The organism is Photorhabdus tasmaniensis, assembly GCF_011189505.1.
GTDB lineage: Bacteria > Pseudomonadota > Gammaproteobacteria > Enterobacterales > Enterobacteriaceae > Photorhabdus > Photorhabdus tasmaniensis.
In genome coordinates this window covers 68,132-91,669 of the sequence record NZ_PUJU01000017.1, presented here as the reverse complement: position 1 = coordinate 91,669, position 23,538 = coordinate 68,132, and the positions used below count along the sequence as shown (strand labels likewise).

Genomic DNA, 23,538 nt, shown 5'->3' with positions numbered 1-23,538 from the left:
TTGTTCCACCAATGCAGCAATAGTACACCTTGCCTATATCATGGCCCTATCTGCGCGTAATAATATTGGCGTAGGTCAATCGATAAGACACGAATGTATTACAAACTATTGCTGCACCCTTATTTTAGAGGAAGAGTAAATTAAATAATTTATTTGGGTTACTAGTTAGTTCCGCGTTAATGAAATAAGCCAGCGGATAGTTTTCATTGTGCGCTCCATAAATGGATAGCCAACGACATTATGCGCCATCATATAAAGCGGTATTCTTCTCATCCATAAATCACGTAATGCGAGTTCATAGCCACGTCGCCAACTTATTGGATCGAGAGAAATTCCCGATTTTTGTTCAAGTTCAACCCGGTGCAGTTCAATATAATAGGCCACACTGTTCGCATCGCTATGCTGGTCTAAACTAAAGGCCAGTAATTCGGCAAGGTCGCGCTGTGGCAGATGTAAAGTAGACAACTCCCAATCCCAGGCGCATAAACGTAATCCTTCTTCCTGCTGCCGGAAGGCAATATTCCGTGGGTTGAAATCACCGTGGATCAACGTTCTGGGCATTTGTTCGATTTCTTGCCACCAGATGGCGGCGTTATCTACCCAGTGCTGAAAGTCTTGTTGTTCTTCGGCGGTGAACAACTCTGGAAATGCCTGGTGAATAAAATGACCTAGTTTTTGCCACAGGGGCTTCATCTGTGAAACTGTATCGGCATCAGGAATTTGCAGTTGTGGGAATTTCCACATAAGCTCTCCTTCCCGCCCTAACCAGATGGAGTGAATATCGGCTACCCCTCTGATAGCCGTTTCAAGATGGTGCTGTTCCCACGGTGTTTCCAGGTTAATATTGTTCATTAGCACCATATCCTGGAGTAATTCTTCAATCAGGCCATAAGTTCCGGTTGCCTCATTTTCAATCACACCATAGATAATGGGTATATAGCGCATCAACTGTGGATTTTGTTGATTCATAATAGCCAGCTCACGGCTATGACTTTGGTGAAATTCAAGCTGGTGGGCAAAATCTTGGAAAACAGTAAATAATTCAGGGGAACAGTGCCTGGCAATATCCAGGACCATTTTAACGATCTCACTCCCCAAAGGTTTCAGTTTCAGCATCACTGGCAGAGTACGTTGTGCGGATGTCGTCATCGCAAAGGGAAATAAACCAATTAAACGTTCCGCATAATTCGAACTCAGATGTGTCAGCAGGCTGTGCTCATCATTGCCAGAAAATTCTGGTTTGATCGTGGTCAGATGAGTTCCCTGTAACACAGGATTGAGGTTTGCTTGCTGGAAAAATGACAGATCAAGCTCCTGTAGGGTGTGCGGAATAATACTGCTAGTGTGGGGTGGGCGGTTGCGGCCAAGTCTTTCATGTGATTGAGCGAATTCATCCGCCGCAACAGCTGATAGTGTTGAAATATCAAGCGCCAGGCAGTAACTGGCGATGATTTCAGCCAGACGGGCAGTGCCGTTTTCATCGGTGCAGCCCAGCATGTTCAGACATTCACGTTGGTGTGGTAAATAGGTTCCGCCACCGACTGTTCCTACGATTAGCGAGGGCAGTGTGACACTGCAATAGACTCGGTTATCGGCAGTTAATGTCATGTGTAAATGCGCGACTGATGATTCATGTACACAAGCGATATCTTGACCGAGGGCAGTAAACATACCGGCGATAACGTTTGCTGCATTAATATTTACGCCGACCATCCCTGAGGCGATAGCCCCCTCGCAGATATGATGATAAGCCGTGACAAGTTGTTGCGGCGTGACTTTCAGGATTTGCTGACAGGATTCAGCACTGAGATAAACCTCGGCGACGACACGTGTCCCTCGTCCTTCAATAAACGTTTTATAAGAGACTTTTTTATCGCCGGAAGTATTACCATCTATCATAAAGTGGCGCAGTGGTATAAACGCTATTTTGGCGAGTTGTTGTTGGATCCATTGGCATGCATACCAGGTGCAGACGGTAGTCATATTTTGGCCTGCTGCCGCCGCTGTATTGTAGATGAACTGCAAATGGACGCTGCGCCCAATGATTTGCGGCTTTATTTCCAGCAATCGCGCATGTTTGGAGTGGCGGCCAATTTCATGCCGTATTTCGCTGAGATGTTCGTTAACCCAATCACTGAACATGATGCTGTGTGCTACGCTATAAAATTCAAAACGAGGTGCTCGTATCATGCGTTGGCTGAGTACCCGGGCAGTCGTCCCCCCTGATTGCATAATGGCAGAGGAGCCACGGGATATCGACGCAATTAAAGCGCCTTCTGTGGTGGCGAGTGGGGCATAATATACCCCTTGCGCGTATTGTCCCTTGATCAAGAGAGGGCCGGCGATCCCTACAGGGATTTCTATTGAACCAATAAATCCTTCAATGGTTTTTGTTAGTTTCGTTGCATCCAGATGGGTAGCGGCTACGTGTTCCAGTGGATGACCTGTATGTTTTGCCAGATAATCCAGGCGCTTTTGCCGGGCTTCCTCGGTATATGTATAGAGGTGGCGGCGGGGCAATAGTTCTTGGGCTGCTTCTGTGCGAACGCCAGATGCTTCTTGATGTTTAATGCTGAATATGTCATGTGATAATTCTAGAATAGAACCTCGCGCACAGTTTTCTGTGTGAGCAGTGGTATTATCTGAAACATCAAGCACACATGATTGGATATTTTTTTGCAACATAACTCTATTTCCTTTAATACCTAAGCAAACCCAAGCTTTATTAAGATGCTGGCAATGCACACGGAGTAACCCAGCACCATAAATATTCCCACTATTGCTTCATCGCGTTTGCGATTCTGGATGATGGGGCGATGAAGGAATTTGCCTAATTGCCATAGACACAATACATAACAAACGACCAGGATAATTAACGCCCATAACGCTATACCACCAGTAGTGATATTGATTAGCCAAATCTGTAACACCAGCATTACAGTGAGTAATGACGCGATAATAGCGACAGCCCCTTTTATACCGAAAATAGATGAATAGGTTGGTATTTCCAGACGCTCTTCATCTGGGCCTTTACATTTGCGTGTAATTTCAAAACTGAATCCAGAGAAAAAGCACAATCCCATTAAAACCCATATTGGGAAAGTGAGTGTAACGTTAGGGCTGGCGATATTGCCTAACCACCAGATAATAAGTGGCATTACCAGCATATGGGAAATGGCGTACCAAGTGAGGTGCTGGTTTAACCATTCACTGATAAAGAACTCTTTCCCCATAAGGCAAGTCCAGATAAAAACTAATAGCCAGGTAAAAGTGACTGAGCCGACGCCGCGATCTAAAAATAAGCTGCCACCCAATTGCAATGCGATACAGCAGATACCAAGTACCCGTAGATTTTTTAGCGTAATAATACCCCGCTGTAAGATCCGCTGTGGGTGGTGTTCACAATCTAGTTGATAATCCTTATGCTCATCGAATATCCGTAATAGTAAAAAATAGGAGAAGGCCATCAGGCAACCGAGTAGGATTTCCCATGACAAAACGGGTTTTTCCCCTATCGAATAAAAAGCGACGGAATAGCTGATGATATAAAAAATAAAGAAAAGCGGTGCATTTTGTAGCGGGAAACGTTCATCCATCCATAGTTTTATCCTCTTACCAATGAATTTTGAGTAGATCTCTTGGCCTTCCATACGTCATTCCTATTTATTGTATAAAGATTAAACTAATATACGTTTGTAACAATCCAATCCAAGGATAATAAATCCAAAAATAAATCTTAATAAAGTCTATACGTGCTTTTTGGCAGGTAGCCGTATGAAATACGTATCGACCAGCGTCATACGTTAAGCCAAAAATTTGCAATCCGCTATAATCAGGATGTGTAAATTTAAATATCAGTATGCAACTTATGTTTACATTTTCTTTCATAAATGTATGTTTGTCTGATGTTTTTGGTTTTTTGGATTGAAAGGTAATGAGCCTTGATGTCATATGTCGGTCCGATATAAATGACATCCATCCCGTTATCTACAACAACTATGCTCCACATAAATAAGCTTTTTATGGGGAAAGTCTGTTCTATATGAAATACTGGAATAAAGTAATAATAGTTAACAATTGTAATTAACCGAATGGTGAGATGTTTTGATTTAGAGCAGTTTATAGGCGGATATTACCCAAATAGCTGCAAGATAAAATTTACAACTGGTTCTGTATTAGATTCTTGATGTAGGATCGGAGAAATACCGATATATTCTGGTTGAATAGCTATGCTACTTTATCAAGTAAGGAGTTTGAGCTGTGTTAGGAAAAATCCGCGATCTTAATCTGCGCTGGTTTACTACTGTCCGTGATAATCATTTAGTTGTCAGCCAGCATAAGCAGAAAGAGGTTAATTTCATCGGCGAAGCCAATAGTCTGATTTTAATCGTTGCCCACAAAGAAAAGCGGGATATTTTGTCTTTCCTGTGTCGTTTGTGTATTGCAGAGGATACAGAATCAGGGTTGTATGTTAGAAATTGGGTGGATGCGATAGCACTGAAATTTATGCCTGCTGTTTTTCGTACCGGTTTATTGCGATTGGTTGCGTTTATTAAAGTCAGTTTGCCGGAGGGCGCAGAACATGCGCGATTATCATGTTGATCAGGGTAGAAATTCCAGTAGATGCAGCAGGAATAGATCAGTTGCTGCGGGGATCTTTTGATACTCCGGCAGAAGCGGAATTGGTACAGCAATTGCGGGAAGATGGATTACTCACGTTGGGTATGGTTGCTACGGATGAAGAAGGTCAGGTCATTGGTTATGTGGCATTCAGTCCGGTAGATATTAATGGAGAGGATCGCCAATGGGTTGGTTTAGCGCCGTTAGCGGTTGCTGAAGAATATCGTCGGCAAGGGATTGGTGAAAGACTCATTTATGAAGGTTTGGATAGCCTGAATGAATTTGGTTACGGCGTAGTCGTTGTTTTAGGTGATCCACTCTATTATCGCCGGTTTGGTTTTACGCTTGCCAGTGAGCACCAGTTACAGTGTAAGTGGCCAACATGTGAACCCTATTTTCAGGTATATGAATTAGCTGACAGTTCCTTGGCTGATTATACTGGGCTGGTTACTTATTCTCCCCATTTTGACCGTTTCTGATTGATGTCAAATATTTTGCTATACAGATGGGCTGGCAAATAACCAGCCTCTCTTTTTGTTGTTTACTCAATTGCTTTACCTGATATTCCAGTTGTGAGGCACGGGATCTGTCTCCGGCATAACTGCTGAAAACCAACTGTAATGGTCCTTTCCCTCTCAGTGCTTTTGCTCCTTTACCATTTGCATGTTGCGCAAAACGGCGGTTGATATCTGTCGTTATCCCGGTGTACAGCATCCCTGCTTTCGTTTTCAGCAAGTAAAGAACCCATTGATTTTTAGCCATATAACTTTTTCTTAATTTTTTATTTTTGATATTTATCTTTTATTAAGACGTTTTTTCTATATTATTTTTCCAAATAACTTAGTTTAAGTCATTATAATATAACAGTTTTATTAAAATTTGTTACATATCAAATTCCTATATATCGTATTTTTTGTTCAAAAAAATTGAAATAAAATAGCAATAATTGCTAATTTTTATTCTGGTCGTTAGAGCATACTATGATCCACATCACAGAGAGTAACTCATTCCATTAAAAATTGATCAAGGATCATGTTATGAAAAACGTAAAATATATCGCTGCTGTTTTGACTTTAAGTGCTATCTCTTTTGGCAGTATGGCCGCAACAGAAGTTCAAACTACTTCATCTGCCAAGGTTGGCGTGGTTTCTGTAACCGGTGCTGATACCTTGGAAAGTTTGAGTGCTGAATTGTCCAAAAAAGCTGACAAAGCTGGTGCATCTTCTTTCCGCATTATATCTACTAGCGGTAAGAATCAATTGTCAGGTGTTGCTGAAATCTATAGCTAATTTATAGTAGAACACACTGAACCCTGACTTTGTCGGGAGATGTCAGAACACGCCGCAGGATGATGTTTATCCCGGCGTGGTTCTGGGTTTCCAGACTAATAAAATCCCCCCATTGGAGGGAGTGTGAATACTACTGAAAACTTTCAGATTATCCGTCAATACCTCGCAAGACAGCACGTCTTCACGCTTTGCACAACAACAGAAAATGATATCTGGTGTGCAAGTTGTTTCTATGTTTTCGATGCCGAGAAAATAGCCTTTTGGTTTATGACTGAATCCCATACCCGTCATGGTGAAATGATGCAAATAAACTCACAGGTGGCAGGGACTGTTGCCGGGCAGATACGTAATATCGCGCAGATAAAAGGTATTCAGTTCAAAGGGAGTGTCATTTGTTTGGCAGGAGAAGAAGATAAAGCGGCCAGAGCACGTTATTGCCGCCGTTTTCCTGTGGCGATGGCGGCTAAAACACCGGTTTGGCAGCTGGATCTCAGTGAAATAAAAATGACTGATAACACGCTGGGATTTGGTAAGAAAATCTGCTGGCAGCGATAAAATTATCTCAGTTGATGAATAATCTGGTTGCGGCTGCCGCGCCATAATAAGCCGGGATCATAAAGATTCTGGATAAACTTGCCATCTATCAGCACATTAATATAGCGGACAACTTCCTGTTGGGCTTTGCTGAGCTCACTTAGCAAATAGCCAGTCCACAGCCAGATATCCTTTTCAGGGCACTCTGCCTTGACGCGTTTTACCAGTTTCAGGATCACAGATATGTTGTGTGGATGAAGCGGATCGCCGCCAGACAGGGACAACCCTTGCCGTTTAATGCGGTTATCCTGTAAATCGGCGACAATATGGTCTGCCATTTCCTGTGTAAATAGTTGGCCGGAATTTGTTCGCCAGGTGCTTTTGTTATAGCAACCGGGGCATTGGTGCTCACATCCTGCGACAAACAGTGTACAGCGAGTTCCGGGACCGTTAACCACATCAACCGGGTAATATTGGTGGTAATTCATTTTTTAGCCTGCCTGAATGCATCTAATTGTCCATTTGTCAGATGTTTTACTCTGCGTTTCACCTCTTCTTGCTTGCCTGCATTGAATGGGCGGGAGTCAGGGCTTCCCAGATAACCGCAGACGCGGCGGGTTACAGATACCCTGGAGGAAGCATGATTGCCGCAACGGGGGCAGGTAAATCCTTTACTGGCGCAGGAAAATTCACCGGTAAATCCGCAGTCATAGCATTCGTCAATGGGGGTATTGGTCCCATAATAGGGGGTGTGTAAGTAGCTGTAATCCCAGACATCTTCCAGTGCTTTTAAATTATGTTGCAGATTGGGATATTCGCCGTAACAGATAAAACCGCCGTTTGCCAGTGGTGGATAAGAGGCTTCAAAATCCAGTTTGTCGTAAGGATTGACCTTCTTTTCAACGTCAAGATGGAAACTGTTGGTGTAATAGCCTTTGTCTGTTACCCCGTCGATAACACCAAATTCAGCGGCATCAAGGCGGCAGAAACGATCACACAGGTTTTCACTGGGTGTGCTATACAGGCTGAAACCATAACCTGTCTCTTTTTTCCATTGATCAGTGGCTTTTCGCAGATGGTTAACAATTGAGAGCGCTTTGATGCGTAATTGTTGGTCATCAAATAGATGAGCCCGATTGCCATATAATGCGTTAATGGTTTCATGAATGCCAATATAGCCCAGAGAGATAGAAGCCCGGCCATGTTTAAAGATTTCAGCAATATTATCATTGGCTTGCAGGCGAATCCCGCAAGCACCTTCCATATAAAGGATTGGTGCAACCTGTGCTTTGACACCTTCCAGACGGGCAATACGGGTCAGCAATGCTTGTTTTGCCAGTGCCAGACGCTTATCCAGCAATCGCCAAAAATGTTTTTCATCTCGTTTGGCCTCGATAGCAATCCGAGGCAGGTTTAAACTGATAACCCCCAAGTTATTGCGACCTTCATGAATTTGCTCACCATTTTCTTCATAAACACCGAGGAAACTGCGGCAACCCATTGGGGTTTTAAAGGAACCCGTGACTTTAACAACCTGATCGTAGTTAAGAATATCAGGATACATTCGCTTGCTGGCACATTTTAGCGCCAGTTGTTTGATATCGTAGTTGGGGTCACCAAATTTATGATTCAGGCCATCACGGATAGCAAATACCAGTTTGGGGAATACCGCTGTTTTGTGGTTCTTGCCCAACCCGGCGATACGGTTACGCAGAATAGATTGTTGGATTAGGCGGCACTCTTTTGAAGTGCCCAGACCAAAGCCAAAAGTGACAAAAGGTGTCTGTCCGTTGGCGGTGTGCAGTGTATTAACTTCATATTCCAGTGACTGGAAAGCGTCGTAACACTCTTTTTCTGTTCGTGCTTTCGCGTAAGATTCTTTATCGGCAATATCCCATTCTTTAGCAACGGCCAAATGTTTGTCATAGCTGGCTTTAACGAATGGTGCCAAGACTTCATCTATACCGTTAATCGTAGTACCACCATAAATATGGCTGGCAACCTGGGCAATAATTTGAGCAGTTACCGCTGTTGCGGTTGCAATGGATTTGGGTGGCTCTATTTCAGCATTACCCATCTTGAACCCGTTGGTCAACATGCCTTTCAGGTCGATCAGCATACAGTTGAACATCGGGAAAAAGGGTGAATAATCCAAATCGTGATAGTGGATTTCACCTCTTTCATGAGCCAGAACCACGTCACGCGGCAGCATGTGCTGTTTGGCATAATGCTTGGCAGCAATTCCTGCCAGCAGATCGCGTTGGGTTGGAATAACTTTACTGTTTTTATTCGCGTTCTCATTGAGCAGGGAGATGTTGCTCTGTTCAACTAAACCACGGATTTCCTGATTAAGGCGACTGCGTGATCCCCGGGCAAGATCCCTGTCATGACGATATTCAATATAGAGGCGGGCAAGGTGCTTATAGTTGCCTGCCATCAATTGGTTTTCTACTGCGTGCTGAATATTTCGTATATCAACTTGTCTATCGTCAGCCATTAATTGCGTTACTGTGGATGCCACTTGGGCACAGTACTCATCATCTATGACTCCAGCGGCAGAAGCAGCCTGTTTTACCGCATTTCTGATACGGATTTCATCAAATGGTACCTGACGACCATCTCGTTTTATCACAACAGTTTTCACACTATAACTCCTTGAGAATGTTATCCAAAGATATAATCCATTCTCGTTTTGATATTCAGCTTAAATAGAGGTGATGCTATATATGGTTTGTATTTTTATATTTAAGCACAATATGTAGTAAGTTAAAGTGAAATAATAACGACCTGATTTGATCTAACACAAAGAACAGGAAGCTATATCTGGGAGATGGGAAAAAATAAAAAAACCTTGGTCAGTGGGTGAACTGACCAAGGGTTGATAGGAAATGGAATAGGGATTATTTACGCACTGCGATAGCTTCGATTTCGATTTTAACGTCTTTTGGCAGACGGGCTACTTCAACACAGGAACGTGCTGGGAAAGCGGCATTGTGTTCTTTGAAGAATGCTTCATAAGTCGCGTTAACAGTGCCGAAATCATTCAGATCTTTAACGAAAACAGTTGTTTTAACGATATCGCCGACAGTCAGACCTGCTTTCTCAACGATAGCTTTAACGTTTTCCAGTGATTGACGAGCTTGGGCAGCGATATCTTCTGCGACATCACCTGTTGCTGGATTGACTGGAATCTGACCGGAAGTGATTACCATACTGCCCAGATCAACACCCTGAACATATGGGCCAATTGCAGCAGGGGCTTTCTCGGTATTAATCTCGTATGACATAGGTTCTCCTGTTAATGTAATAACTGAATAAATATTTCACCAAAGGTGACTATTATAGTGCCCGTACCTGCCTCAGCAACTGGCATAGATATTTACTTGCTGAGTATCACCACATTGCGATCAAACTCTTTCTCGCAGTATTTGCAGGTCAATACCACATCTTCAAATGTGACTTTGACCCGAAAACTGCTTTCTACCGGCTCATTGTGGCTGATGCAATTGCTATTAGGACAGACTAACACGCTATCAATACGCTCAGGCAGGTTAATTGGCAGTTTCTTCACAACTTCATAGTCTTCAATACAGTTCACTGTTGCATGTGGCGCATACATAGCAAGCTGATTAGCCTGTTGTTCTGTTAGAAATGTGTTTTCGATTTTGATGAGATCTTTTTTACCTAACTGGTTGGAAGGCAGGTTCAGGCCGATGGTAATGCGCTGATCGGTTTTAGTCAGCTTAAATAGAGAGAGTAACTTGAAACCTACCTGAGCTGGGATATGGTCAATCACCGTACCGCATTTAATGGCTTCGACTTGTAGTTGATGATCTTGGGTCATAGTGTTCTGTATGAATACATTTTATTGACAACTATTTCTGTATTCATCCTCCAGATATATTGTTAAGAATCGGCACATCTTCCATTTTAGGTGGTGCCATCCTGTTTATCCAGATAAGACGCAGGTAATTGAGTGTCATTCTACGACTATTATGCCGAAAAGTTGTGGGACCTGGGAGAAGAAGATATTCGTATCCACTGCCAGCTATACGTTGGAAACAAGCTAACCTCCGACAATTGAAGGAAAAGAACCCAGAGAAATGGGCCGCCTCTGTGGAAAAACTCAAAGTAACATTGCCCAGTAATTGGCTGAATTAGTTTGTATATTCCACGATTTGTGGCTTTAAAGGCCACAAATATCATATAAATTAAACTTATGGGCAATTGTTAGTGTACCTTTAACGAGAGATTACTGATCCTGCCGTTGATAAAAGTATGAAGGCAGTCCCTTATTCATGAGTTGGTTTGTTCTCTGAGAAATCCTAATATCTTGGTACATTCCCTTCTAAGGGATATTGATCTTGGAATTATTCCATTGAACTCCTATTTTTTCTAAACAATGTTTTAAGAATCTAACTACGTAATAGCTAATAAAATAAATCCCAATTATCCCGGAAAAATCATTATTCGTTTTAATGCCATTGGTTGATTTTTGACCGCTGACGATACGCCTCTATCATGAGGCAGTATCCAGTGAGGTGTAAAATATGTGTTAACTGAACTTCTAAATTTACTGGTTTATTATCTGAGTTCACTTTCGAAGGTGAATAAATAGACCTAATATTCAATCATATACATAAGTATGGCGTCATGTCAAAAGTAAATAATAACAATTTTCTTTAATCACTCATTTAGAACGAGAGACAGTAGTGCCTGACGGGCATAAATACCATTTTCTGCCTGTTGGAAATAATAGGCATGGGGGGTTTTATCCACATCAGCAGAAATTTCATCAATACGTGGCAATGGATGCAAAATTTTGAGGTTCTCTTTCGCGCCCATCAGATCAGCGGCCCGCAGAACAAATTGCGCTTTTACATTGGCGTATTCGGATGGATCAAGGCGCTCTTTTTGCACGCGAGTCATATAAAGAATGTCGAGTTCCGGCAAGACTTCTTCTATATTGGTATGCAGGCTGTAAGTTGCCCCTTTTTCATTCAGCATATGAAGAATATGATTTGGCATTGCCAATGCTTCCGGCGCGATAAAATAAAAATGGTTGCCATTAAATTTTGCTAACGCTTGTGACAGTGAATGAACCGTGCGTCCATATTTCAGGTCACCAACCATAGCGATATTCAGACTATCCAGCCGTTGTTGAGTTTCTTGAATAGTGAACAGATCCAGCAAGGTTTGAGTTGGATGTTGGTTAGCGCCGTCACCGGCATTGATAATCGGAGTATGACCGGAAAATTCGGAAGCCAGGCGTGGAGCACCTTCCTGCGGGTGGCGCATCACGATAGCGTCAACATATTGGCTAATAACGGAGATAGTATCTGCCAGCGTTTCACCTTTCTTACCCAGGGAGGTGTTGCTGCTGTCTGAGAAACCAACCACGGAAGCGCCAAGGCGGTGGATTGCGGTTTCAAAAGAGAGGCGGGTACGGGTAGAGGCTTCAAAGAAACAGCTGGCGATAACCTTGTGTTTCAGCAATTCAGGTTGTGGTCTGGCTTTCAGTGTGGCAGCGGTCCGCAACACCCATTCCAGATCTTCGCGGCTCAGATCATTTATTGAGATGATATGTTTGCGATATAACGGATTAGCCATTTTTCACTCTCCTCTAATGCTGACATCCGGGTGCGGTGATCACTTGATGATCACCAGGCAAAAAAAAGCCCCTCACTGAGGGGCAGTAAATGATCGGTTTAGCAACGGCAAAAATAATGATTGTTGGCTGCCTTTAGGCAGTTGCACCCGCACTTTAGCTTGATGAAAAGAGGCGCTGTTTTTCATAATTTCTCCCGGCAAATTGTGGCGAATTATACTCGTGAAAAATCTCACAGCAAGCGTTTGCCGAAGAAAAATGATATAGACAGGATTACCTCTTTACAGGTACAGCCCTGCGGATATCATAAGTCATTAGATTTTAAGATCACTTGCCAGTGTTGCTACCATTACCGCTTTAATGGTATGCAGGCGATTTTCTGCCTGATCGAACACAATACTATGTTTTGACTCAAAAACTTCATTAGTGACTTCCAGCCCCCCATACATATTAAATTCAGCGGCGAGTTGCTTGCCTAACGTCGTTTCTTCATCATGGAATGCGGGCAGGCAGTGCAGGAATTTTACCTGTGGGTTGCCTGTCATTTTCACCACAGCCATATTCACTTGATAAGGTTTCAACAGGTTAACCCGTTGTTGCCAAACTTCTTTTGGCTCTCCCATAGAAACCCAGACATCGGTATAAAGAAAATCAGCGTCTTTAACTCCCTCTGCGACATTTTCAGTTAGCGTAATTTTCCCGCCTGTTTTTTCGGCCAGTTTCTGACATTCAGCAACCAGTACTGCATCTGGCCAGTACTGTTCAGGCGCAATTAGCCGAACATCCATGCCTGTCAATGCTGCGGCTTCCAACATGGTATTACCCATATTGTTACGGGCATCCCCCAAGTAGGCGAATTTGATTTCTGACAGCGGTTTCTCTGGTTGATACTCCTGAATAGTCAGCAAATCTGCCAGTAACTGAGTAGGGTGAAACTCATCCGTCAGCCCATTCCATACAGGAACATCTGCATATTCTGCCAGGGCTTCAACCACTTTCTGAGCATGGCCGCGATATTGAATGCCATCATACATGCGGCCAAGTATACGGGCGGTATCCTTAATTGATTCTTTATGACCAATCTGGCTGCCACTGGAGCCAAGGTAGGTGATATTTGCCCCCTGATCGTAAGCGGCTACTTCAAATGAACAGCGGGTGCGAGTGGAGTCTTTTTCAAAAATTAGCACAATATTTTTACCTGTTAGCCAGGCTCTTTCTGTGCCGGATTTTTTAGTCGATTTTAATTCAGCCGCCAGTTTTAGGAAGATATGGATTTCTGCTGAGGAAAAATCAAGTAACCTTAAGAAATTACGTTGATAGAATGGATTCATTGTTGGATATCTCCACAGTTATTTCTTGCATTTAAATTCAATTTATATCTATAAAAATTCAATTTCAACTCCGAATTAGATTTCTTTGATGTAAACAGTGGTTAGCCTGCTTGTGGTGTGGGAGAATGAATGTTGGGACGGCCAACTGATTGAGGGTATTGGGTATGGCAAATCAAAAAGACTTAGAAGAACAACGCGAAGAAACGCGCCTTATTATTGAAGAATTACTGGAAGATGGTAGTGATCCAGATGCGCTTTATGCCATTGAACACCACTTTTCTGCGGAAGATTTTAATCTGTTGGAAAAGGCGGCAGTTGAAGCTTTTAAGCTGGGTTATGAAGTGACTGACGCGGAAGAGTTGGAAATCGAAGATGGTTCTATTCTGATGTGTTGTGATGTCATCAGCGAATGTGGGTTGAATGCTGAATTGATCGATGCTCAGGTTGAACAACTGGTAAATTTGGCCCAGAAGATGGGTGTCAATTATGACGGTTGGGGCACTTATTTCGAAGATCCTGATGAGCAAGATGAAGAGGGTGAAGATGATTTGCCAGAGCAGGGTGAGACTAGACTTCATTAATAAAATCAGTTCGTTATAAATCTTGTATTAGCCTTGGTCGTGGCTGATGCATGTGATTCAAAACAAAATAGTCCTTATAGGTTTTTGCGAATAAGGACTATTGTATTTTAGTGGATTATTTTATCAGACCCGTGTTCTCTGACTGTTGAAAGAAAAGTTCCTTTCCTGATTTGATTTGCTTCGGTAATTTCCCTTTTTAATTCTTATTGAACGAAATTAAATTTAAAATTATTCTAAGATATATATTGAGTTTATTACTTGTTAAATGTCTTCAATTATATCTATGATATTGCAGATTTGTAGCCAGATATTGAATTGATAATGTGAGATAGAGGGTTTTAATTAATTATCCTAGGGAAATAATATTGATTTAACAAGGTGTTTCAAATGGCTAAAGTAACTAACATTAAGGACGTTATTAATAATGCCTCTAGGGAAATTTTTGTTATAGTCGGTGAGGATAATAATAAGACTCATACTATTAACAGTAATTCTGAGTGGGTAGGTGATATTTGGGTTTTCCAAGATTATTTAAATCCACCTAATAAGGATCAAGTTAAGTCTCATAAGGGTAAGGATAAAGAGGGTAAACAAGTGGTGAAATTTAACATAATTTAATTAAGAGAAAACCACCTCTTGAAAGAAGAGGCAGTTATTTTCTTACTTGGAAACGTCGGTGCCGAAATATTGAGTAGAAATGCGTAGATAAGTGCCATCCGCTTTGATATCGGCTAACGCTTTATCGATAGCAGCTTGTAGTTCTGGTTCGCCTTTCCGGATTAGAATACCGACTTGATCACCATTGGGTTCAGTTGCGACAACTTTTACCGGTGCATTGGGTTTGTGTTTCTTAAAATCCAGATAGGATAGATTATCGTTGATAGTAGCATCGGCTCTGCCTGTAGCAACCAAATCAATTGACTGATTAAATCCTTCTGTGGGGACGATTTCTGCGCCGTGACGTTTTGCTAACTGAGCGTAATTGCTGGTCAAGCTGTGGCTTGATGTTTTACCTTTCAGGTCGTTGAACGTTTTAATACTATCATTATTTTTGCGGGTGATAAGTACGGCTTTAGAGATAATATACGGAGCGGAAAAGTCATATTTCTTTTTACGCTCTGGCGTAATTGCGACTTGATTAATTACCGCGTCATAGCGTTTGGCATCAAGTCCGGCAATCAGCCCATCCCATTTTCCTTCGGCGAATTCCGCTTTAACATTCAGACGGCGTGCGATTTCACGACCAATATCAACATCAAAGCCGGTTAAGGTTCCTGAAGCATTGTGATAGGTAAAGGGCGGATAGGTTCCTTCGGTAGCGATTCTAAACACGCCGGCTGATTTTATATTATCAAGACCAGACTCTGCACTAGCAGAATAGGCAATGCCAAATTGAATGACGCCAGCCAATAATACGGTAAGGAATGCTTTCATTTTATTTCTCCAAACTGTCAGAAAATTTATTTAATCGTAATTGACTTGATGGATTCAAAGCGCAATTACGGCAAGGTGTTTTTAACGGTGGGTTATATCTCCCAATCCGGTAAGGTATTCGTTAAAGTGGAAACAAATTCAACTGTCCGCGGCTTGAGAGCACGGGTAAAAATCGTTTTTGACGTCCCCGATTCGACAATTTCACCAGATTCTAAAAATATGACGTTGTAGGCAAGATTAGCTGCCAGACGTAAATCGTGTGTCGCCATCAACATCGTCGTTCCTTCTTTAGCCAACTGTTTCAATACAGCAACCACTTCCAGCGATAATTCCGGATCAAGTGCGGAAGTTGGCTCATCACATAATAACACTTTGGGGGAAGGTGCCAGCGCCCTGGCAATTGCTACACGCTGTTGCTGACCACCGGATAGCGTGGCAGGCAAGACATCGGCTTTGTGTGACATACCAACCTTTTCCAGTAGCTCAAGTGCTCGCTTTTTAGCCTTTTCAGGCGACCATTTCTGTACCCAAATAAGCCCTTCCATAATGTTTTCAATCACTGTGAGATGAGGGAAAAGCTGAAAATTTTGAAATACCATGCCGGTTTGCTGACGGATCCGTTGTATATCCTTATGAGCAATGCGCTCTTTACCGATGAAAGTCATGTTCTCATTGCCGATTTGGAGCTTACCTGCTTGGGGAATTTCTAATAAGTTGATGCAGCGTAACAGCGTACTTTTACCACTTCCTGATGGGCCAATCAGGGCGGTAAGACTGCCTTCCTCAATGGTCAGATCGATATTTTTCAGGACCTTTTGCCCGTCAAAACTTTTTTCAATGCCGGAGAGCTGAATCATCTTTTAATTCCTTTATATCACTCTGTTGCGAAAACTTCTTTTCCAGACGGGCTTGTAGTGATGACAATACTGAACTGATTATCAGATAAAGTATTGCTGCCTCGGTATAAAGTATGAGGGGTTGATAAGTCACCGCAGCAATACGTTGCGCAGCAAGGAAAAGTTCCGGTACGGTAATGACTGAGGCCAATGAAGTATCTTTCACCAGTGAAATAAATGTATTTGAGAGTGGCGGAATAGCGATTCTCGCGGCTTGAGGCAGAATGATCCGGCGTAATGATTGTGTCCAGCTCATACCAATAGAATAAGCCGCTTCCCACTGCCCTTTTGGTACAGACAATAAAGTGGCGCGAATCACCTCAGATGTATAGGCGCCAACATTCAGAGTGAAACCAATAATGGCTGAGGTAAATGCGCCCAGCGTAATACCGACGCTGGGTAAGGCATAAAAAATAAGAAACAATTGTACAAGTAACGGTGTACCACGGATCAGCCATACGTAGAATTTAGCGACAGCAATAAGAGGTTTTGGCCCGTAAAGCCGGATGAGTGCAACGATAAACCCAAGTATAATACCAAGAGTAAAGGTAATAAGCGTCAGTGGAATAGTGAAAGTAAAGCCCGCATAAAGCATAGGCCAAAAAGAATCGAGTACTAAATTAAACCAGGAGGGCTCCATATACTTTCCCTATTGTGTAATATAAAAATATATTTATTTTTATGAGATTGTTTTAAATATCATATGGCAAGCTGGGAGTTTATATATATAAAATAAAGTTATATCATATTGTCATTTTAGATATATCAAAGAATTTGTATAAATCAATATACTTCATGTTTGATGAGAATATTTCCTGATTCTTCAATTCAACTGGACTAACGATAAAGTTCCCTGGTCAGAATTTGTATCCAATGTCGAGGGAACGGGTGCATTTGAGTAAGATATGTTTCACTTATTCGGGAGTATGGTTGCCAAAGTATTGAGCCCAGATACGCTGATAGGTGCCATCAGCTTTGATATCAACAATTGTTTTATCAATAGCTGTTTTTAGCTCTGACTCGCCTTGGCGGAGTAAAATTGCTGTTTGCCCTGCGTTTGGATCAGACGCAACAATTTTCACGGGTGCATTTGGCTTGTGCTTCTTATAGTCCAGATAAGAGAGGCTATCGTTGATCGTGGCATCGGCTCTGCCGGTACTGACTAGTTCGATTTCTTGGCTAAATCCATTCGTGCCGATGATTTCCGCGCCATTATTTCTGGCTATCTGAGCGAAGTTGTTGGTCAGAGTATGTGCTGAGGTTTTACCTTTCAAGTCACTGAATGTTTTTATGCTGTTATTATTTTTATTGGTGATAAGTACGGCTTGAGATGTGATATAGGGAATAGAAAAATCATATTTTTTCTGGCGTTCAGGGGTAATTGCAATTTGATTAATAACAGCGTCGGAACGTCTGGCATCCAGCCCAGCAATAAGACCATCCCATTTTCCTTCGATAAATGTCGGTTTGACATTCAGCCGATGGGCAATTTCACGACCGATATCGACATCGAAGCCAGTCAAAGTACCGGAAGCGTCGTGATAGGTAAAGGGGGGATAAGCCCCTTCCGTCGCAATTCTGAATATGCCTGTAGATTTAATCTTATCAAACGTTGATTCTGCATTAGCAGAATGTACGAGACCAAACTGGACGGTACTTGCCAGTAAGAGAGTAAGAAGTATTTTCATTTTATTTCTCCGGGTTATTAGCGTTATTAAATTATAATTTGATGTTTTACTGGTAATAATATATTTATTTGTGTGATTTTATTCCAGATACAATATGATAAATTTAATGATTTATATATAAAATAAAATTATATCATATTGTAATTTTAGATATATAAATGTGGAAAATTAATAAAATAAATATTTATTATACGCGTCCTTATTAATGAAATAGACGTTATTATTTTCAATATATTTGATGATGTTTATATAGAATGGGATGAATTTACACTTTCTTATAAATTTTATCGTTTACGTTTTGAATTAAAAAGCCACTGACAATGCATTTCAGTGGCTTTGATGAAAATTTACTTGTTGAGAATGTTACAGCGCAGCAATGGTTTCTTTCTGAGCTAACAGCTTCTCTTTTGATGCATTACAGGTTGCCAGGCGTTCACGCTCTTTAGTCACAACGGCTTCGGGCGCGCGGCTGACAAAGCCTTCATTCGACAGTTTACCTTCAATGCTGCCAATCTCTTTATCCAGCTTCTCAATCTCTTTATCCAAACGGCTCAACTCGGCTTGTTTATCGACTAAGCCCGCCATTGGGATTAACACCTCTGCGCCATTAATCAGCTTGGTCACAGAAACCGGAGCTTCTTCACCAACAGACAGAATAGTGACAGAAGAGAGGCGGCCCATTGCCTGAATAAAATTCAGATTTTCTGCTACACGACGTTGTGCGTCAGCATCGGCATTACGCAGCAGAACTTCCAATGGCTTGCCTGGCGCGATGTTCATTTCAGCACGGATATTACGTACTGCAATGATCGCTTCTTTAATCCATTCCAGATCGGTCAGTGCCAATTCATCCGCTTTCGCCTGATCAAATTCTGGGAACGGTTGCAGCATAATGGTATCTGCTTCAATCCCCTTAACTATTTTCACCCGCTGCCAAATGGTTTCGGTGATAAATGGAATAATAGGATGAGCCAGGCGCAATAATCCTTCCAGAACTTCAATCAAAGTATGACGGGCACCACGAACTTCTGCTTCTGAACCTTTGTTAATCGCTGGTTTAGACAGTTCCAGATACCAGTCACAGAACTGGTTCCAAGTGAACTCATAAAGAATATTGGCAGCCATATCAAAACGATAGGTATCCAGTGCTTCACGATAGGCTTTTACTGTCTGGTTAAATTCAGCCAGGATCCAGCGATCAGCCAGTGACAACACCATTTCACCGCCATTTTGGCCGCAATCCTGACCTTCTGTATTCATCAGCACAAAACGGCTGGCGTTCCACAATTTGTTACAGAAATTACGGTAACCTTGCAGACGTTTCATATCCCAGTTGATATCACGGCCCGTAGAAGCCAATGCCGCCAGTGTAAAGCGCAGGGCATCGGTACCATGAGATTCAATACCCGCCGGGAATTGCTTTTCTGTACGCTTGCGGATTTTTTCAGCCAGTTGTGGCTGCATCATATTACCGGTACGTTTTTCCAGCAGGTCTTCTAGGGAAATACCGTCAACCATATCCAGCGGGTCAATGACATTTCCTTTGGATTTGGACATCTTCTGGCCTTCGTCATCCCGGATAAGGCCGGTCATGTAGACGGTCTTAAATGGAACCTGAGGTTTGCCATTTTCATCTTTAATGAAATGCATGGTCATCATGATCATACGGGCAATCCAGAAGAAGATGATGTCAAAGCCACTTACCAACACGTCCGTTGGATGGAAAGTTTTCAGCGCGTTAGTTTGTTCTGGCCAGCCAAGGGTAGAAAAAGTCCACAAACCGGAAGAGAACCAAGTATCCAGTACATCTTCATCCTGGTTTAGGGCGACATCTGCACCCAGATTATTTTCACGACGGACTTCTTCTTCGTTGCGACCGACATAGACATTACCTTCAGCGTCATACCACGCCGGGATACGGTGGCCCCACCACAATTGACGAGAGATGCACCAGTCTTGAATATCACGCATCCAAGAGTAATACATATTTTCATACTGCTTAGGTACGAACTGGATATCGCCATTTTCAACGGCTTCGATAGCCACTTTCGCCAGAGGCGCTGTACGGACATACCACTGATCAGTCAGCATTGGCTCAATAACCACACCGCCACGATCGCCATAAGGAACGGTCAAATCATGAGCTTTGATTTCGACCAACAGGCCCAGTTTTTCAAACTCAGCAACCATCGTTTTACGGGCGGCAAAACGCTCCATGCCCCGGTATTCAACCGGAATATCAGAACCGTAAACATCAGAAATCTCGCCATTGGTATCGAAAACTTCTGCTTCATTACGGATATTGCCATCAAGTGTCATGATATTGATCATTGGCAGAGCATGACGTTTACCCACTTCATAGTCATTGAAGTCATGGGCAGGCGTGATTTTCACGCAACCGGTGCCTTTTTCCATATCCGCGTGTTCATCACCGACAATAGGAATGCGGCGGTTAACCAATGGCAGAATGATCTCTTTGCCGATTAAATCCTTATAACGCGGATCTTCCGGGTTAACGGCTACGCCGGTATCGCCCAACATAGTTTCAGGCCGGGTAGTTGCAACCACTAGATAATCTTTACCTTCTGCGGTTGTTACGCCGTCAGCCAGTGGATAACGCAGGTGCCACATAGAACCTTTAACTTCCCGGTTCTCAACTTCCAGATCAGAAATTGCCGTGTGCAGTTTTGGATCCCAGTTAACCAGACGTTTGCCCCGGTAAATCAGGTTTTCTTTGTACAAACGGACAAAGGCTTCTTTTACCGCGTTGGACAGACCTACATCCATAGTGAAACGTTCACGTTCCCAGTCAACAGAGTTACCCAGACGGCGCATCTGATTGGTAATTGTGCCACCGGATTCTGCTTTCCATTGCCAGATTTTATCGATAAAAGCGTCGCGGCCATAATCGTGACGGGTTTTGCCTTCTTCTGCTGCGATTTTTCGCTCAACCACCATTTGAGTCGCGATACCGGCATGGTCAGTACCGGATTGCCATAAGGTGTTTTTACCTTGCATTCGCTGATAACGGATCATGGTATCCATAATGGTTTGCTGGAACGCATGGCCCATATGTAGGCTACCGGTCACATTTGGTGGCGGGATAACAATACAGAAACTCTCACGGCGGGTATCGCCGTTTGGTTTGAAATAACCACTTTTCTCCCAATGGGTATAAAGAGGCTGCTCAATTTCTTTAGGATTATAAGTTTTATCGAGAGATGGCTCTGATTGCGTTTGGTTAGCGGGTGTTTTTTCCATTTTATCTTGGTACTTAGTCTGTTGGCGGCGTTGCCATGGTCAAATTAAAGCCGACGCTGCGATATGTTTTATATCGTTCACGCGCCAACTGTTTCAAATTTTCATCTATAGGAACGAAGTCTATCACTTCATGGAAAGCGGTGGCAAAGTCTGCAAAATGCGGCAGCAGATTTATCAGGATATCACGAGGTGCATTTCCCCGTTTTTGTGGCCAACATAACTCAACCGGGGCACCATATCTTGGCCCTTCACCCGCGAGGTTATGCGGGACGAACTGATGAGGCTCCCGTTGCCATAAAGCTTCATCTAACTTTTCTGCCTGTTGTTGATCTTCACAGGCAATCAGTACCCGCTTTCCTGCTCGCCATTGGTCAGCCGCAAGTTGACATGCCAGCCATTCGTGAGCCTGTAAATCCTCTTGAGGTGATGGCTGTTCCAGTAAATAAAACGTGGCACTTTTCATTAATGTCTCTGTTACGAAAAAAGGGCATTGTAAATGCCCTTTAATAAGCGAGGGAGGGATCAAATCAATCGTCGTTATTGATACCAGCATTGCCTGCACGATTTAACAGGAATTGTGACAGTAATGCAACTGGGCGGCCTGTTGCGCCTTTTGTTTTACCTGAACGCCATGCAGTACCAGCGATATCCAGATGTGCCCAGTGATATTTTGTAGCGAAGCGGGACAGGAAGCAGGCTGCGGTAATCGCGCCACCCCCACTGCCACCGGTATTTGCCAGATCAGCGAAATTAGAATCGATTTGTTCGAAAAACTCGTCAGTCATTGGCAGACGCCATGCGCGATCACCCGCCTGTTCAGAAGCATTTAGTAGCTCATGGGCCAATGGATTATGGTTGGATAGCAATCCACTGTAATGATGACTAAGAGCAGTGATGCAAGCACCTGTCAGCGTGGCGATATCAATGACCAATTCTGGATCAAAACGCTCAACGTAAGTTAACGTATCACACAGAACCAGGCGGCCCTCTGCATCAGTATTAAGCACTTCGACAGTTTGACCAGATAGCGTGGTTAAAACATCACCGGGGCGGTAAGCGCGACCACCAGGCATATTTTCACAGCCTGCCATTACACCGATAACATTGAGTGGTAATTGCAACTCAGCAACCACACGCATGACGCCATAAACTGTTGCGGCCCCACACATATCGTATTTCATCTCATCCATGCCACCCGCAGGTTTGATTGAAATACCACCAGAGTCAAAAGTCAGGCCCTTGCCAACCAGGATAATGGGTTTGGCATTTTTATCCGGACTGCCTTTATATTCCATGACTGACATTAGCGATTCATTCTGAGAACCCTGACCAACAGCCAGATAGGCGTTCATTCCCAGTTCTTTCATCTGTTCTTCGCCAATGACTTTGGTTGTAATGTGGCTATTGGCAGAATCTGCGAGTTGGCGTGCTTGAGAGGCGAGATAAGCGGCATTACAGATATTTGGCGGCATATTGCCAAGATCTTTGGCCGCTTTGATACCGGCAGCAATGGCGAGGCCGTGCTGGATTGCACGTTCACCGTTGGTTAACTCCCGACGGGTTGGAACATTGAAGACCATTTTACGCAGTGGGCGGCGTAACTCATTTTTATTACTTTTAAGCTGGTCGAAAACATAGAGAGACTCTTTTGCTGTTTCTACCGCTTGGCGCACTTTCCAGTAATTATTACGGCCTTTAACGTGCAACTCTGTTAAGAAACAGACCGCTTCCATTGAACCTGTTTCATTAAGGGTGCTGATCGTTTTCTGGACAATCTGTTTATACTGACGCTCATCCAGTTCGCGCTCTTTACCGCAGCCGATGAGCAAAATACGTTCAGATAACACATTGGGAACATGATGTAGCAGCAGCGATTGACCAACTTTGCCTTCCAGCTCACCACGGCGCAGCAAGGCGCTGATATAACCATCACTTATTTTATCGAGTTGTTCGGCGATAGGGGAAAGGCGGCGAGGTTCGAAAACGCCGACAATGATACACGCACTACGTTGTTTCTCCGGACTACCGCTTTTTACACTAAATTCCATGCGTTCTCCTGAATCTTAAAGACAAAGACGGACGCTATCGTTAAAATATGGCGTTCCGCATTAATCTACCCCATAGAAAGTTCACTCTTTATGTTAAGCTAAACGCACTACTTAATAATTGTTTAGCTAACTATTTCAGTATGTTCTGATTGGGAACCTAAATAAATATGAAATGCTTCGAGAACATTTTAGCAATAGGGAAGCCAAACTGATGCATATAATAAATAGTAGATATACAATGAAGTTAG

22 protein-coding genes are annotated in these 23,538 nt (G+C 42.9%); 6 read left to right on the top strand and 16 right to left on the bottom strand.

The genetic code is table 11. The features are described from left to right. Positions 1–165: 165 nt before the first annotated feature. Complete coding sequence (locus tag C5471_RS10260) at positions 166–2,685, bottom strand: phosphotransferase (RefSeq protein ID WP_133813801.1); 2,520 nt, start codon at positions 2,683–2,685, stop codon at positions 166–168. A gap of 20 nt (positions 2,686–2,705) precedes the next feature. Next, positions 2,706–3,650, bottom strand: coding sequence for a prenyltransferase (locus C5471_RS10255; RefSeq protein WP_133813800.1), 945 nt, complete (start codon positions 3,648–3,650; stop codon positions 2,706–2,708). A gap of 610 nt (positions 3,651–4,260) precedes the next feature. On the opposite strand from C5471_RS10255, the gene ubiT reads away from it, so the two are divergent. Then, entirely contained in the window at positions 4,261–4,602 is a 342-nt protein-coding gene (ubiT, locus tag C5471_RS10250; RefSeq protein WP_133813799.1) for a ubiquinone anaerobic biosynthesis accessory factor UbiT, read from the top strand. Beyond that, the gene (locus tag C5471_RS10245; protein WP_133813798.1) at positions 4,596–5,099 is read left to right on the top strand and encodes a GNAT family N-acetyltransferase; all 504 of its coding nucleotides are present in this window, start codon (positions 4,596–4,598) and stop codon (positions 5,097–5,099) included. Before ubiT ends, C5471_RS10245 begins: the two co-directional genes overlap by 7 nt. Here C5471_RS10245 and C5471_RS10240 read toward each other — a convergent pair. Next, positions 5,068–5,382, bottom strand: a complete 315-nt coding sequence (locus C5471_RS10240; RefSeq protein ID WP_133813797.1) for a GIY-YIG nuclease family protein — start codon at positions 5,380–5,382, stop codon at positions 5,068–5,070. The two genes, C5471_RS10245 and C5471_RS10240, sit on opposite strands and share 32 nt — an antisense overlap. A 275-nt stretch (positions 5,383–5,657) precedes the next feature. On the opposite strand from C5471_RS10240, the gene bhsA reads away from it, so the two are divergent. Together bhsA and C5471_RS10230 are read left to right on the top strand one after the other, a co-directional pair. Continuing rightward, positions 5,658–5,909, top strand: coding sequence for a multiple stress resistance protein BhsA (gene bhsA / locus C5471_RS10235; protein ID WP_133813796.1), 252 nt, complete (start codon positions 5,658–5,660; stop codon positions 5,907–5,909). Positions 5,910–6,032: 123 nt separating this feature from the next. After that, a complete protein-coding gene (locus C5471_RS10230; RefSeq protein WP_133813795.1) occupies positions 6,033–6,464 on the top strand; it encodes a YhbP family protein in 432 nt (143 codons plus the stop codon). A gap of 2 nt (positions 6,465–6,466) precedes the next feature. Here C5471_RS10230 and nrdG read toward each other — a convergent pair whose 3' ends face one another. The 6 genes from nrdG to argF all read right to left on the bottom strand — a co-directional run bounded on the left by nrdG (position 6,467) and on the right by argF (position 13,382). Continuing rightward, a complete protein-coding gene (gene nrdG, locus C5471_RS10225) occupies positions 6,467–6,931 on the bottom strand; it encodes an anaerobic ribonucleoside-triphosphate reductase-activating protein (RefSeq protein WP_133813794.1) in 465 nt (154 codons plus the stop codon). Beyond that, positions 6,928–9,087, bottom strand: coding sequence for an anaerobic ribonucleoside-triphosphate reductase (nrdD, locus tag C5471_RS10220; RefSeq protein ID WP_133813793.1), 2,160 nt, complete (start codon positions 9,085–9,087; stop codon positions 6,928–6,930). Before nrdD ends, nrdG begins: the two co-directional genes overlap by 4 nt. A 256-nt stretch (positions 9,088–9,343) precedes the next feature. Then, positions 9,344–9,730 carry a 2-iminobutanoate/2-iminopropanoate deaminase gene (gene ridA, locus C5471_RS10215; protein WP_133813792.1) on the bottom strand — a complete coding sequence of 129 codons (387 nt, stop codon included), beginning with the start codon at positions 9,728–9,730 and terminating at the stop codon, positions 9,344–9,346. A gap of 92 nt (positions 9,731–9,822) precedes the next feature. Further along, positions 9,823–10,287: an aspartate carbamoyltransferase regulatory subunit gene (gene pyrI, locus C5471_RS10210; RefSeq protein WP_133813791.1), complete on the bottom strand. Its 465-nt coding sequence runs from the start codon at positions 10,285–10,287 to the stop codon at positions 9,823–9,825. Positions 10,288–11,129: 842 nt separating this feature from the next. Further along, a complete protein-coding gene (gene pyrB / locus C5471_RS10205; RefSeq protein ID WP_133813790.1) occupies positions 11,130–12,053 on the bottom strand; it encodes an aspartate carbamoyltransferase in 924 nt (307 codons plus the stop codon). Between the two features lie 312 nt (positions 12,054–12,365). Next, a complete protein-coding gene (gene argF, locus C5471_RS10195) occupies positions 12,366–13,382 on the bottom strand; it encodes an ornithine carbamoyltransferase (RefSeq protein WP_133813788.1) in 1,017 nt (338 codons plus the stop codon). Between the two features lie 164 nt (positions 13,383–13,546). Here argF and rraB point away from each other — a divergent pair, with 164 nt between their 5' ends. Next, on the top strand, positions 13,547–13,963 hold the full coding sequence (gene rraB, locus C5471_RS10190; protein WP_133813787.1) for a ribonuclease E inhibitor RraB: 417 nt from the start codon (positions 13,547–13,549) through the stop codon (positions 13,961–13,963). A gap of 387 nt (positions 13,964–14,350) precedes the next feature. Beyond that, the gene (locus tag C5471_RS10185; RefSeq protein ID WP_133813786.1) at positions 14,351–14,581 is read left to right on the top strand and encodes a hypothetical protein; all 231 of its coding nucleotides are present in this window, start codon (positions 14,351–14,353) and stop codon (positions 14,579–14,581) included. Between the two features lie 42 nt (positions 14,582–14,623). Here C5471_RS10185 and C5471_RS10180 read toward each other — a convergent pair whose 3' ends face one another. From C5471_RS10180 to pepA, 7 genes are all read right to left on the bottom strand, one after another. Then, positions 14,624–15,397: an amino acid ABC transporter substrate-binding protein gene (locus C5471_RS10180; protein WP_133813785.1), complete on the bottom strand. Its 774-nt coding sequence runs from the start codon at positions 15,395–15,397 to the stop codon at positions 14,624–14,626. A 92-nt stretch (positions 15,398–15,489) separates the two neighbouring features. Beyond that, a complete protein-coding gene (locus C5471_RS10175; RefSeq protein WP_133813784.1) occupies positions 15,490–16,254 on the bottom strand; it encodes an amino acid ABC transporter ATP-binding protein in 765 nt (254 codons plus the stop codon). Further along, positions 16,232–16,933, bottom strand: coding sequence for an amino acid ABC transporter permease (locus C5471_RS10170; RefSeq protein ID WP_133813783.1), 702 nt, complete (start codon positions 16,931–16,933; stop codon positions 16,232–16,234). The genes C5471_RS10175 and C5471_RS10170 overlap by 23 nt, the downstream gene beginning before the upstream one ends. A 274-nt stretch (positions 16,934–17,207) precedes the next feature. Beyond that, positions 17,208–17,981, bottom strand: coding sequence for an amino acid ABC transporter substrate-binding protein (locus C5471_RS10165; RefSeq protein ID WP_133813782.1), 774 nt, complete (start codon positions 17,979–17,981; stop codon positions 17,208–17,210). Between the two features lie 363 nt (positions 17,982–18,344). Next, complete coding sequence (locus C5471_RS10160) at positions 18,345–21,242, bottom strand: valine--tRNA ligase (protein WP_133813781.1); 2,898 nt, start codon at positions 21,240–21,242, stop codon at positions 18,345–18,347. A gap of 13 nt (positions 21,243–21,255) precedes the next feature. Next, positions 21,256–21,705 carry a DNA polymerase III subunit chi gene (locus tag C5471_RS10155; RefSeq protein ID WP_133813780.1) on the bottom strand — a complete coding sequence of 150 codons (450 nt, stop codon included), beginning with the start codon at positions 21,703–21,705 and terminating at the stop codon, positions 21,256–21,258. A 64-nt stretch (positions 21,706–21,769) separates the two neighbouring features. Then, positions 21,770–23,290: a leucyl aminopeptidase gene (gene pepA / locus C5471_RS10150; RefSeq protein WP_133813779.1), complete on the bottom strand. Its 1,521-nt coding sequence runs from the start codon at positions 23,288–23,290 to the stop codon at positions 21,770–21,772. Between the last annotated feature and the right edge of the window lie 248 nt (positions 23,291–23,538).